Annotated in this window: 10 protein-coding genes; 5 read left to right on the plus strand and 5 right to left on the minus strand. The window is 65.1% G+C overall.

What is annotated here, in order from left to right; translation table 11 throughout:
- Positions 1-1,161 carry a ubiquinol oxidase subunit II gene (gene cyoA / locus GA0061098_RS19830; RefSeq protein ID WP_091959672.1) on the minus strand — a complete coding sequence of 387 codons (1,161 nt, stop codon included), beginning with the start codon at positions 1,159-1,161 and terminating at the stop codon, positions 1-3.
- Between the two features lie 180 nt (positions 1,162-1,341).
- Here cyoA and GA0061098_RS19835 point away from each other — a divergent pair, with 180 nt between their 5' ends.
- Positions 1,342-2,670, plus strand: a complete 1,329-nt coding sequence (locus GA0061098_RS19835) for an MFS transporter (RefSeq protein ID WP_091959675.1) — start codon at positions 1,342-1,344, stop codon at positions 2,668-2,670.
- 135 nt (positions 2,671-2,805) lie between these two features.
- On the opposite strand, the gene GA0061098_RS19840 is transcribed toward GA0061098_RS19835, so the two are convergent.
- Positions 2,806-4,230, minus strand: coding sequence for a M48 family metalloprotease (locus GA0061098_RS19840; RefSeq protein ID WP_129590900.1), 1,425 nt, complete (start codon positions 4,228-4,230; stop codon positions 2,806-2,808).
- Positions 4,231-4,328: 98 nt separating this feature from the next.
- Positions 4,329-5,096, minus strand: a complete 768-nt coding sequence (locus GA0061098_RS19845) for a thermonuclease family protein (protein ID WP_091959678.1) — start codon at positions 5,094-5,096, stop codon at positions 4,329-4,331.
- Positions 5,097-5,494: 398 nt separating this feature from the next.
- Between GA0061098_RS19845 and GA0061098_RS19850 the strand changes: the two genes are divergently transcribed.
- The 4 genes from GA0061098_RS19850 (at position 5,495) to GA0061098_RS19865 (ending at position 10,678) form a co-directional block, all read left to right on the plus strand.
- Positions 5,495-6,703 carry an ABC transporter substrate-binding protein gene (locus tag GA0061098_RS19850; RefSeq protein ID WP_091959681.1) on the plus strand — a complete coding sequence of 403 codons (1,209 nt, stop codon included), beginning with the start codon at positions 5,495-5,497 and terminating at the stop codon, positions 6,701-6,703.
- 127 nt (positions 6,704-6,830) lie between these two features.
- The gene (locus tag GA0061098_RS19855) at positions 6,831-7,622 is read left to right on the plus strand and encodes an enoyl-CoA hydratase (protein WP_091959684.1); all 792 of its coding nucleotides are present in this window, start codon (positions 6,831-6,833) and stop codon (positions 7,620-7,622) included.
- A gap of 2 nt (positions 7,623-7,624) precedes the next feature.
- Complete coding sequence (locus GA0061098_RS19860; RefSeq protein ID WP_165637482.1) at positions 7,625-8,371, plus strand: VOC family protein; 747 nt, start codon at positions 7,625-7,627, stop codon at positions 8,369-8,371.
- A gap of 192 nt (positions 8,372-8,563) precedes the next feature.
- Positions 8,564-10,678: an acetate--CoA ligase family protein gene (locus tag GA0061098_RS19865; RefSeq protein WP_091959686.1), complete on the plus strand. Its 2,115-nt coding sequence runs from the start codon at positions 8,564-8,566 to the stop codon at positions 10,676-10,678.
- A gap of 208 nt (positions 10,679-10,886) precedes the next feature.
- Here GA0061098_RS19865 and GA0061098_RS19870 read toward each other — a convergent pair whose 3' ends face one another.
- Both GA0061098_RS19870 and GA0061098_RS19875 read right to left on the minus strand, forming a co-directional pair.
- Positions 10,887-11,699, minus strand: coding sequence for an enoyl-CoA hydratase/isomerase family protein (locus tag GA0061098_RS19870; RefSeq protein ID WP_028141827.1), 813 nt, complete (start codon positions 11,697-11,699; stop codon positions 10,887-10,889).
- A gap of 16 nt (positions 11,700-11,715) precedes the next feature.
- On the minus strand, positions 11,716-12,876 hold the full coding sequence (locus GA0061098_RS19875) for an acyl-CoA dehydrogenase family protein (protein ID WP_018316466.1): 1,161 nt from the start codon (positions 12,874-12,876) through the stop codon (positions 11,716-11,718).
- Between the last annotated feature and the right edge of the window lie 7 nt (positions 12,877-12,883).

Genomic DNA, 12,883 nt, shown 5'->3' on the forward strand with positions numbered 1-12,883 from the left:
TTAGGAGTCTGACTTCGGACGCAGTCCGAGGAAGAAGGACGAGGACTTGAGCGGCGCGAAGCTCGGCCGCTTCAGGCCGGCGCCGAGCAGCGGCGCCGTGTCGACGGGAGCCGTGATCGACGCCGTGGTCTTGCCCTGCGGCGCATCGGGCGTGCAGGTGCCGGCCACGAAGGTCGGCTCCGGCCCGAGCGGGGTGCCGCGGCGGGCGTATTTGTCGTAAGTGAGCGGCAGGATGTTGTTCAGGCCCTGATGGCCGTTGCCGCCCTTGGCGTCGATCGCCATCATCTCGCTCTGGCACATCTTGCCGGTCTCGACGCACATGTTGAGGATCAGACGGTAGAGATCGGAGTCGATCGTGCCGTAGCGGCGCACCGGCTCGTTCTGGCTGGGCTTTTCGAGCTGGAGATATTCGGCGCGGCCGAGCGAGCCGCCAGCGGATTTGGCGCTGGCGATCCAGGCGTCAAAACCCTTGTCGTCGAGTCCCCTAAAGTTGAAGTGCATGCCGGAGAAGCCGGCGCCGCTGTAGTTCGCCGAGAAGCCCTTATACGTGCCGGCGTGGTTCACCACCGCGTGGAGCTTGGTCTCCATGCCCGGCATCGCGTAGATCTGGCCGGCAAGCGCGGGGATGTAGAACGAGTTCATCACCGAGGACGCGGTGATGCGGAATTTGATCGGACGGTCGACCGGTGCGGCGAGCTCGTTGACGGTGGCGATGCCGTAATCCGGGTAGATGAAGAGCCACTTCCAGTCGAGTGCGACGACGTCGACCTCGAGCGGAGCCTTGGACTGGTCCACGGCGCGGTCGGCATGGATGCGGCCGAGCGTGCGATAGGGGTCGAGCAGATGCGTGCCCATCCAGGTCAGCGCGCCCAGGCAGACGATGATCAGTAGCGGTGCCGACCAGATCACCAGCTCGAGCTTGGTCGAGTGGTCCCATTCCGGCTCGTAGCGAGCGGCCGTGTTGGACTGGCGATAGCGCCAGGCGAACAGCACCGTCAGCGCCATCACGGGGACGACGATCAGGAGCATCAGGACGGTGGAGATGATGACGAGGTCGCGCTGCTGGGCAGCGATATCGCCGGCTGGCGCCAGCACGACGTAGTCGCAGCCGCTCAGCGCAGCAGCCAGAGGTAGTAGCGCCAGGATCTTGAGACGAGACACGGGCCGAGCCTTTGAGAATGAGTTTCTTTTGCGGGGCCAACGGGTAGCTGCGGCGCAACAATCCGGACATTGGACAATTTGTCCAATGTTGCAGTGCGGAATGTTGGGTCAGAGAAGGCCAGATTGCCCGGCGCCCGCCGGGCGGTCGGCTTTGGTTTTCAGGACGTTAAGGGCGCACGAATGGCGACGGCACAGACCCCCGCAATGGCAGACCTCCACACGGGCGAGCACGGCCACGACCAGGCCAGTCCCGGCGAGATCGCCATCGGCGTCATCATCGGCCGCACCTCGGAATTCTTCGACTTCTTCGTCTTCGCGATCGCCTCGGTGATCGTGTTCCCGCGCCTGGTGTTCCCGTTCGCGAGCGAGCTGACCGGCACCCTCTATTCTTTCATGATCTTCGCGCTGGCCTTCATGGCGCGTCCGATCGGCACCGTCATCTTCATGACGGTCGACCGTGCCTACGGCAAGACCGCCAAGCTGATCTCGGCGCTGTTCCTGCTCGGCACCGCCACGGTCGCGCTGGCGTTCCTGCCCGGCTATCACGACATCGGCGTTGCCGCGATCTGGCTGTTGGCGCTGGCGCGCATCGCGCAGGGTCTGGCCTGGGGCGGCGCCTGGGACGGCATGGCTTCGCTGCTGGCGCTGAACGCGCCGCCCTCCAAGCGCGGCTGGTACGCGATGGTGCCGCAGCTCGGCGCGCCGCTCGGGCTGATCGTGGCGAGCGCGCTGTTCGCCTATTTCGCCGGCAACCTCTCGGCCGACGATTTCTTCGACTGGGGCTGGCGCTATCCGTTCTTCGTCGCCTTTGCCATCAACGTCGTGGCGCTGTTCGCGCGCCTGCGCATGGTGACGACGGAGGAATACTCCTCGCTGTTCGAGACCCGCGAATTGCAGCCCGCGCGGATCTCCGACACTGTCGCGAGCGAAGGCCAGAACATCATGTTGGGAGCGTTCGCGCCGCTGGCGAGCTTTGCGCTGTTCCACATGGTCACGGTGTTTCCGTTGTCCTGGGTGTTCCTGTTCACCCGCGAAAGCCCGGTGCGCTTCCTGATCATCGAGATCGTCGCCGCCGTGTTCGGCGTCGGCGCGATCGTGCTGTCCGGCGTCATCGCCGACCGCGTCGGCCGCAAGTCGCTGCTGATGGGATCGGCGATCGCGATCGCGATCTACAGCGGCTTTGCCCCGCAGCTGCTCGATGCCGGCGCGTTCGGCGAGACCATCTACATGGTGATCGGCTTCATCCTGCTCGGCCTGTCGTTCGGCCAGTCCTCCGGCGCGATCGCCTCGAACTTCAAGCAGGCCTATCGCTACACGGCTTCCGCGCTGACCTCGGACATGGCCTGGCTGTTTGGCGCCGGCTTCGCTCCGCTGGTCGCATTGCTGCTCGCCACCAATCTCGGCGTCATCGCCTCGGGTGCGTATCTGTTGTCCGGCGCGTTCTGGACGCTGCTGGCGCTCTGGCTCAGCGGCCAGCGCGAGGCGGGCGACATGGACGCGGGGCGCTGAGGCTTACGCGGCAGCCACACAACAGCTGTCGTAGGGTGGGCAAAGGCGCATCGCGCCGTGCCCACCATCTCTCTCAATCGCAAAAGATGCGTGGGCACGCTTCGCTTTGCCCACCCTACGGCACCACCCGTTTCTCTAATCCGCCACGATTTTCACGCGATCGCGCACCTTCACCTGCGCGGTGCGATCGAGCCCGTTGAGGACGCGAAAACGCTCGGCGGGATGATCGACGCCGGCCATGCGGTGGGAGAGCGACTCCACGGTGTCGCCGGGCTGCACGGTGATGACCTTGATGCGGAGCGGGCGGGCGGCCTGGATCTCGTCCAGCGTCAGGCGGCGGAATGAATTGACGGTCTCCCGCGCGTTGCGCTCGCTCTCGGTCGACTTCTGCCGGGCCGCGAAGATGAAGCGATAGACGTCACTGCCGAAGCGCAGCGCGTAGACCTTGAACTGCCACTGGTCGCCCTTGGCGGCGGCGGACGCAGCCGGGAAGCCGTTGATGGTGATGTCTTCGGTGGACGCCTTCTCGACGCCCTCCATCCAGCCGGAGTTGAGGTAGTCGCCGAGCGACTGCTCGGCCGGCACGCGCACCACGTCGAAACGCATCGCCTGTGCGCCGCCCTCGCGCACGCCGATCACGGCCTGGGCGGTGTTGTCGAGCGTGAAATTGTCCGGCGCCTGGAAGGTGAAGCCGAGCTTCGGATGCAGGAAGCGGCGGCCGCGGACACAACCCTCGCTGGGGTCTTCGCCGTAGACGAGGTTGTCGATCGCAGCGAGATAGGTCTCGCGGTCGCGCTCGGCGCCTTCAGGCGCAGTATATTGCCGCGCAATGGTCTGCGCGTTCTGCACGCGCTCCGGGGTCGCCGGATGCGACGAGGTGAAGTCTTGCGCCCGCGGATCGAGCGAGCTCTTGCCGGCCTTCAGCTCGGCATTGCGCTCCATCGCCGAAAGGAAGCGTGCCGCACCGTAAGGATCGAAATGCGCCTTGGCGGAAATGCTGACGCCGATGCCGTCGGCCTCGAACTCCTGCTTGCGCGAAAAGCTCGCCATGGTGAGCTTGGTCTTGGCCAGCGCGAGCGCGGTGAGGTCAGGATCGTTGCTCATGTCGGTGACGACGCGGGTAACGATCGCGGCCTGGCGCGCCTGGTCCTCGCGCATCGCGGCGTGCTTGGACAGCACATGCGCCATCTCGTGGCTGAGCACGGAGGACAATTCCGAGGTGTCGCTCGCGAGCGCAAGAAGTCCGCGGGTGACATAGAGCTGGCCGTTCGGCAGCGCGAAGGCGTTCACCGCGCCGGAATTGAGGATGGTGACCTTGTAGCCTTGGTCGGGACGGTCGGACGCCGCGACCAGCCGGTCGACGGTCTTGCTGACGAGTGATTCGAGCCTGGGATCGTCATAGGTGCCGCCGTAGCTCGCCAGGATGCGCTCGTGCTCCTTTTCGGTGGCGGGGGTCTGCGCGACGGCCGGCTTCGGCTTGGGCATCGCAACGGTCGGCGGGGTCGCGGCAGCCTGGAACCGGCCCATGTCGCCACAGCCGGCGAGGGCCGTACCCAGCATGAGGCAAAGCGCGGCCGGCGCAGCCCGCAGGCGGCGGCAATCGCCCAGTCCGTGCCGTTCTAGCACCCCATTCACGTCGTCTAACCCGTGCCCGGCCGTTATGGCTTTACCCCAGTAGGCTCGTTTGCGCCCAGCAATTCAACCTGTCCCAAGAGACGCACATCGATACGCGGCCCCGTACTTCCCTCGACCCAGCCCCGGACTCGAATACGCTTACTTTCCAAGGACTTAAGGGTAATTCCAGCGCCTTCGAACGCCGGCAGCGTGCGCTTTGAAATAGTCACGGCAAAGCCACGTGTCCAGTTCCGTCCGAAGTTGAGGTAGGTCATTGCCCCAGCTTGCCGGACCGACAGGACTTTACCCTCGACCACCACAAAGCGCCCGATCCCCGCCAAAATATCGTCCGAACTTTCCGCGTTTTTTATGGCCGACAGGTCAGCCCAGCTGCCCTTTTTTTGGCGCCGCGCCTCGGCCTCCGACGTCATCAGGGCTGCCGCGCAGTCCTTGTCCGTGATCTCGGCGGAGACCATGGCGTCGCCGTGGGCGAGCAGCATGGCCTGCACGGAGGTGTCGCTCTCGCCAATGAAGACCAGCGCGCTTTGCCGGCCATAGCGGTCGGGCGTGTCGTTGCTACCGCGGAGTGTCACGTCGCGGCCGGCGAGCAGTGATGTCAGTGCCTGCTTCGTGGTCGCCGTCGTCTCGATCCCTGCGAGGCGGATCTCGCGGCCATCGTCGAGACGAACGCTGCGCGCATCGACGACCGCAGCGACACGGCCTTCGCCTTGTGCTTCGAATTGGCACGGCGTCGCGAACGCGGTGCGACCCGCGATGAGAAGAATTGCGACGGTGAGATGAAGCAGTCGCATCACGTTGCCCGGAGAGGTTGCGCGTTGTGTGCGAGTTGTAACGCAAACGTGGCGAACCGCGAAGGCTCTCGTAGGGTGGGCAAAGCGAAGCGTGCCCACGTCTTTTGCTCGTCGCGCCGACTCGTGGGCACGGCGCGAAGAGCGCGCCTTTGCCCACCCTACGGCAGTTCGCGTGATGCGTCGCTATTGCCTCGCATCGCCATTGTTTTGTTTCCGCCGTCGCGCTTGCGCCTTCTAACCATTCCGCTTTGCGGAAATCGCGCGCCGCAGCATGCGGCCTCTTCGCACCTGCGCTTGCTGGGCACTTGCGCATGCGGCATGATTGCGGCAACAGCTTTCGCCAAGAGCAATAACCAAGCCGCCATCAGAGTACGGCGCGATAAGGGAGATCGTTTTCCATGAAGACAATTTTGTCGGGCATTTTTGCCGCCGCGTTTGCCCTCAGTGCGAGCGCCGCCGCGCAGGCCCAGGACAAGGCACCTCTCAAGATCGGCGGCATCCTCGACATGTCGAGTCTCTATGCCGACATCACCGGACCCGGCAGCGAGACCGCGGCCAAGATGGCCGTCGAGGATTTCGGCGGCGAGGTGCTGGGGCGCAAGATCCAGGTGCTGGCGGCCGACCATCAGAACAAGGCCGATCTTTCCGCCAACATCGCCCGCGACATGCTCGACAATCAGGGCGTCGAGATGATCTACGACGTCGCGGCCTCCGCCACCGCGCTTGCGGCCGGCGAGATCGCCAAAGCGCGCAACAAGATCATCATCTTCAACGGCCCGGGCTCGATCCGTCTCACCAACGAGGCCTGCGGTCCCTATACCATCCACTACGTGTTCGACACCTACGGCCAGGCTAACGTGACCGGCCTTGCGGCCGTGAAGTCTGGCCTCGACAGCTGGTACTTCCTCACCGCCGATTACGCCTTCGGCCAGGACCTGGAGAAGGACACCAGTGCCGTCGTCACCAAGACCGGCGGCAAGGTGCTCGGCAGCGTGCGCCATCCACTCAACACGTCGGATTTCTCCTCGTTCCTGCTCCAGGCCCAAGCCTCCAAGGCCAAGGTGATCGGGCTCGCGAATGCCGGCGGCGACACCGTCAACGCGATCAAGCAGGCGGCCGAGTTCGGCATCACCAAGGGCGGCCAGAAGGTCTCGCCGCTGCTTGCCTTCGTCACCGACATCGACTCGATCGGCCTGGAGACCGCGCAGGGCTTGCTGCTGGCCGAAGCCTTCTACTGGGACCTCAACGACGACACGCGCGCATTCTCGAAGCGCTTTCAGGAGCGCGTGAAGCGGCCGCCGACCTCGGCGCAGGCCGGCGTCTACTCCTCCGTCACGCATTACCTGAAGGCGGTGAAGGCGGCCGGCACGACCGATGCAGCGACTGTCATGAAGGTGATGAAGGAGACGCCGATCAACGACTTCTTCGCCAAGGGTGGCAAGATCCGCGAGGACGGCCGCATGATCCACGACATGTACCTGTTCGAGGTGAAGAAGCCGTCGGAATCGAAGGTCCGCTGGGACGACTACAAGCTGCTCGCCACCGTACCCGGCAGCGAGGCGTTCCAGTCGCTGGAGCAGTCGCGCTGCCCGCTGGTGAAGAAGTGACGGCGTGACGTAAGTCACGACGTCATCCCGGGGCGCGAAGCGACCTACGGTGCGCAATCGCGCACCAGAGTTCTCGCTTCGCGAGCCCCGGAACGACGGAGCAAAACAACAACAAGGGAGACGCCCTATGAGCAACGACATGGTCCTGCAAAAGCTCGAAGGCGGGCTGCTCACCATCACCATGAACCGGCCCGAGCGGAAGAACGCGCTCAACCCCGAGATGGTGGCCGGGCTGGTCGAGGCAGCGCGACGCGCAGCCGATGATCCCGAGGTGCGCGCGGTGCTGTTCAAGGGGGCCGGCGGCTCGTTCTGCGTCGGCGGCGACGTCAAGTCGATGGCCGCGGGCCGCGCGCCGCTGCCGTTCGAGCAGAAGCTTGCGAATTTGCGCCGCGGCATGGAGGTCTCGCGCATCCTGCACCAGATGCCGAAGCCTGTGGTGGCGCAGCTCGACGGCGCCGCAGCCGGCGCGGGCCTGTCGATGGCGCTCTCCTGCGACCTCCGTATCGCCTCGGAATCCTGCAAGATCACCACGGCCTTCGCCAAGGTCGGCTTCTCCGGCGATTACGGCGGTACCTATTTTCTCACCCAGCTGCTCGGCAGCGCGCGGGCGCGCGAACTCTATCTGATGTCGCCGGTGCTCACCGCGAAGGAAGCGCATGCGATCGGCATGGTGACCAAGGTCGTGCCCGATGCCGAGATCGACGCCGCGGCCCACGAGCTGGCACTGTCACTGGCGCAAGGGCCGTCGATCGCGCTCGGCTTCATCAAGCGCAACATCAACAATGCCGAGCATCTGGCGCTGGAGGATTGCTTCGACGGCGAGGCGATCCACCACACCCGCTGCGGCGACACCGAGGACCACAAGGAAGCCGCAAAGGCCTTCGTCGAGAAGCGCAAGCCGACCTTCAGGGGCGCCTGACCATGGCGCCCTATATGCGGCTGCGGCAGATCTGCCTGGTTGCGCCGCAGCTCGCGCCCGTCATCTCCGACATCGCGGAGATCATGGGCCTCGCCGTGTGCTACCGCGACGGCAATGTCGCGAAATACGGCCTGGAGAATGCGCTGCTCCCAGTCGACACGATCATGCTGGAGGTGGTGGCACCCTTCAAGGGCGGTACCACGGCCGGCCGCTTCATCGAGAAGACCGGCGGCCGCGGCGGCTACATGGCGATCTTCTGCTGCAATGATCCCGACGAGCGTGGCCGCAACGCCAACGCGATGGGCGTGCGCACCGCCAACATGATCGACCACGCGCCCTATCACGGCGTCCAACTTCACCCCCGCGACTGCCGCGCCGCCTTTATCGAGTTCAACCACACCGAAGGCAGCGATGACATCTTGGGGGCTTATCCGCCGGCGGGACCGGACTGGCAAAAGTTTATCCGCAAGGATGTGACGCTGGCGCTGACCGGCGTGGAGATGCAGAGCCCTGATCCGCAAGGTCTCGCGGAGCACTGGGGCAAGATCATCGGCATTGCGCCTGAAGGTGCCGAGCTGAAACTGCCCAATGCGACCTTCCGCTTCGTGAAAGGCGCCATCGAGATCATGAGCGCGCTGGAGTTTCGGGTCGCGGATCGGGCGAGCGTGCTGCATGCCGCGAAGGCGCGGGGGGTTGCAGTGGCGGACAATGAGTTCTTGCTGGGCGGGGTGACGTTCCGCGTCAGTTGATCCCTCGACCGTTATCCGTCACCCTGAGGTGCTCGCCTTTTCGGCGAGCCTCGAAGGGCGAGGGCCACCGGCGGGGCCGTTCATCCTTCGAGGCTCTCTGCACGGTGCTGCGCACCGCGCGGCTCGCACCTCAGGATGACGGGGTGAGAGCTTGCGGCGGGTTTATGAAGCGCAATATGGAAACGCCCACCCATGCCGCATCCGCTCGACAGCTTCTTTGCGCCCGCCAGCATCGCGCTGATCGGCGCCTCGCGCGATCACGAGAAGATCCCGGGGCGGCTCTTGTCCATGCTGCGCAAGAACGAGTATTCCGGGACGATCTATCCGGTGAACCCGAACTACGCGGATATCGACGGGCTCGCCTGTTACAGATCGATCGGTGACCCCGGCGCGACCATCGACCTCGCCGTCATCATCATCCCGGCCCGTGCCGTCCTGTCCGCGCTCGAGCAATGCGCCGCCGCCGGCGTCAAGAATGCAGTAATCATCTCCTCCGGCTTCGCCGAGGAGGGAGGCGACAGCGCGGCGATGCAGGATGCGATCGCAGCGCTGGCGACGCGCACCGGCATGCGGATATCCGGGCCGAACGCCGAGGGCTTCTTCAGCCAGGTGCAGCGCGTGGCGGCGACGTTCAGTCCCGCCGTTGACGTCAAGCCAGGTGTGGTGCCGCTCGTCGCGACGACCAAACGGATCGGCATCGTCGCGCAAAGCGGCGGCATCGGCTTTGCCTATTATCATCGCGCGCGGGCCCTCGGAATCGCTGTCAGCTATGTCGTCAGCACCGGTAATGAATCCGATCTCGGCGCCGGCGAGTTCCTGGATTACATGGTGCAGGATTCCTCGACCGAGGTGATCCTGCTGTTCATCGAAGGCATCCGCGACGTCGACAAATTTCTGGTCGCCGCCCGGCGCGCTGCGGAGATGAAGAAGCCGGTGATCGTGACAAAGGTCGGACGCTCCGGCGCAGGCCAGCGCGCGGCGGCCTCGCACACCGCGAGCATGGCCGGCTGGTCGGCGGCCTATGACGCGGTGTTCGCCAAATACGGCTTCATCGTCTCCAACGATCTGGACGAAGCGCTGACGACCGCGGCGGTGCTCGCCAGCAATCCGCTGCCGAAGGGCGATCGCGTTGCCGTCGTCACCGTTTCGGGCGGTGCCGGCATCTGGGGCGCTGATACGGTGGCGCTGCAAGGCTTGCAGGTGCCGGAGCTGTCCGAAAAGGTCCAGGCGGGGATCAAGCAGTTGATGCCGTCCTATGGCACGGCGCGCAACCCGATCGACGTCACCGCGCAAGGCGTCACCTCCGGCGGCTTGCAGAAGAGCGTCGACGTCCTCACCGCCTCGGACGAGGTTGATGCGATCTTGGTCGTGCTGTCGCTGTCGAGCGAGGTGCGCAAGCCCTTCAAGGAAGAGGAGCTGACGCCGGTGCTATCGGCACAGCACAAGCCGGTGGTGTTCTATTCCTACACGGTGCCGTCCGACTTCGCCCGCCGTGAGCTCGCCAAATCCGGCGTCGTCGTGCTCTCGGGCCTCATCCATGTCGGCGTCGCGATGCGTCGGCTCGTCGACTACGCCAGTTTCAAGCTGCCGTCACCTGCGGATGCGACGCGGCTGACGGCACGCGACCTTTCTGTACGTCTGAAATCGGCGGTCCTGTCCGAGGCCGACAGCAAGTCGTTGCTCCGCGCCGCCGGCATTGCACTGCCGGATGAGGTGCTGGTGAGAGACAAGAGAGAGCTCGACGAAGCGGTCGCCCGCGTCGGCTTTCCCCTGGCGATGAAGATCCAGTCGCCTGATATCGCGCATAAGAGCGAAGTTGGCGGCGTGCGCGTCAACATCACCACCAAGGGCGAGGTGTTTCTGGCATTCGAGGCGCTGCTGGACAATGCGCGCAAGCACCGGCCTGGGGCGACCATTCAAGGCGTGCTGGTCGGCCCGATGGCGAAGCGCGGTATCGAGATCATCGTCGGCACGATGACCGACGAGACGTTCGGTCCCATGGTGATGGTCGGTCTCGGCGGTATTACCACCGAGCTGTTCCGCGACGTCGTCTACCGCCCCGTGCCGGTGAGCACGGAGGAGGCGGGCGCGATGCTGGCTAGCTTGAAGGCTGCACCCTTGCTGAATGGATTTCGTGGAGCGGCGAAGGCGGACGTCGTGGCTTTGGCGCAGTTGATCGCCGATATCTCCGCGCTCGCCGCGCGGCACGCAGCGGAGATCGCGGAGATCGAGCTCAACCCGGTGCTGGTGCACGCCGAGGGGCAGGGCGTGACGATCGTCGATGCGCTGGTGGTGGGAAAAAAGTAAGCCGCTAAAACGGCCGCTGTCGTCCCGGACAAGCGCGCCCTAAGCGCGCGCAGATCCGGGACCCATAGCCACAGGGAGCGGTTTGGCGAAGACGCGGAGTGACCAGGTTGCGCCACAACTTCTCCCTGTGGTTATGGATCCCCGCGTTCGCGGGGATGACAGGGGAGGTTGTGGTCGCGGTGGAGTGATACGGCTAGCGCCGCCGTGATCACCGCCCCTTAAAATTCGCCGCGCGCCGCTCTTCCGTGGCCTTCACGCCTTCTTTGAAGTCCTCCGTCGCGCGCAGCCGGGTCTGCTCGGCGAGCTCGTGATTGGTCGCGGCCATGACGCGATCGGCCAATCCTGCGCGCATCGTGGCGCGGGTGGAGAGCAGGCCGAGCGGCGAGCATTCGGCGATCTCGCCGGCGAGCTTCATCGCGGCGGCCTTGACCTGATCCTGCGGCACCAGCTCGTTGGCGAGACCCCACTTCACGGCTTCCTCGCCGGTGACGCGGCGGCTGGTGTAGAACATCAGCTCGGCGTTGTTCTTGCCGATCAGCTCAGGCAGCGTCGTCGTCAGGCCGAAGCCGGGATGGAAGCCGAGTTTCGTAAAATTCGCGGAGAAGCGCGCTTCCGGGCAGGTGACGCGGAAATCAGCGGAGACCGCGAGGCCCAATCCGCCGCCGATGGCGGCGCCCTGCACGGCGGCGACGATCGGCTTCTTGGCGCGGAAGATTCGCACGGCCTGGATGTAGAGATGGTTGATCGGGCCGAGATTGTCGGCGGGGTCGCCCTTCTTCTCGGCCTCGCGCGCCTCCTGCGCCTGCCGCGCCGGATCACCAAAGTTCGCGCCGGCGCAGAACGCCTTGCCCTGAGCCGAGAGAACCGAGGCGCGGATCTCGATGTCGCGGTCGAACTCGTCGAGTGCATCCGCGATCTGGTTGATCAGCGAGATGTCGAAGAAGTTCAGCGGCGGGCGGCGGATCTCGATGGTGCCGACGTGCCCGACCTTCTCGACGCCGATGTCTTTGTATGTGGTCATGATGATCCCTTGATGATTAGCGCAGGCCCAAACCGCGGGCGATGATGCCGCGCAGCACCTCGGTGGTGCCGCCCTGGATGGTGAGCTTCGGCGCGGTCTTGATGGCGAAGTCGAGCTGACGCTCCAGCGTCTCGCGGTTGGTCGCGGTCTCCTCGACGAAAGCAGCAAGGTCGCGCACGCGGTGAGGAAGCTGCTGCTCCCAGACCGTGCCGATGTCCTTGACGATGGACGCCTCGACCACCGGCTCCTTGCCGGCCTGCAGCATGCCGGCGACCGAGACCGACATGCGCCGCATGGTGTGGAGCTGCGCGACGAGACGGCCGATGCCTTCGGCGCTGCGCGTATCCGGGTTCGGGCCGACCGCGCGGACCAGCTCGGTCAGCACGTAATAAGTCTCAAGAAAGCGCTCGGGGCCCGAACGCTCATAGGCGAGCTCGCTCGTCGCCTGCTTCCAGGCGCCGTCGACCTCGCCGAGCACGTGATCATCGGGCACGAAGAAGTCGGTGAAGACGACTTCGTTGAACTCGTACTGGCCGGTGATCTGGCCGATCGGGTTCACCTTGATGCCCGGCTGCTTCATCTTCACCAGGAATTGCGTCAGGCCGTGACGGCGGTTTTCCTTGGTCGGCTGCGAGGTTCGGAAGATCGCGATCATGTAGTCGGCGATATGCGCCGACGAGGTCCAGATCTTGGTGCCGTTGATCAGATAGCCGCCATCGGTCTTGGTCGCGCGCGTCTTTGCCGCGAACAGGTCGGAGCCGGAATTCGGCTCGCTCATGCCGATCGCAAAGCAGATCTCGCCGCGACAGATCCGCGGCAGGATGTCCATCTTGATGTGCTCAGGCGCGTATTTCAGCAGCACTGGTCCGCTCTGGCGGTCGGCCACGAAGAAGCGCCGCGTCGGCGCGTTGGCGACGCGCATCTCCTCGGTCACGACGTAGCGTTCTAGGAAGGAGCGCTCCTGGCCGCCATATTTCTTCGGCCAGGTCATCCCCAGCCAGCCCTTGGCGCCGACCCGTCGGGAAAATTCGGGCGCGTCGGTGTCCTCGCGATTGGGCTTGTGCGGATCGAAGGTGCCGGCGGCGATCTCTTCGGCGAGGAAGGCGCGCACTTCCTTGCGCAGCTGCTCGCACTTCTCGGGCAGGCGGATCGGATCGAAACGGAGGGCAGCGGTCATGTGTTTC

This window comes from Bradyrhizobium shewense (assembly GCF_900094605.1).
Classification (GTDB): domain Bacteria; phylum Pseudomonadota; class Alphaproteobacteria; order Rhizobiales; family Xanthobacteraceae; genus Bradyrhizobium; species Bradyrhizobium shewense.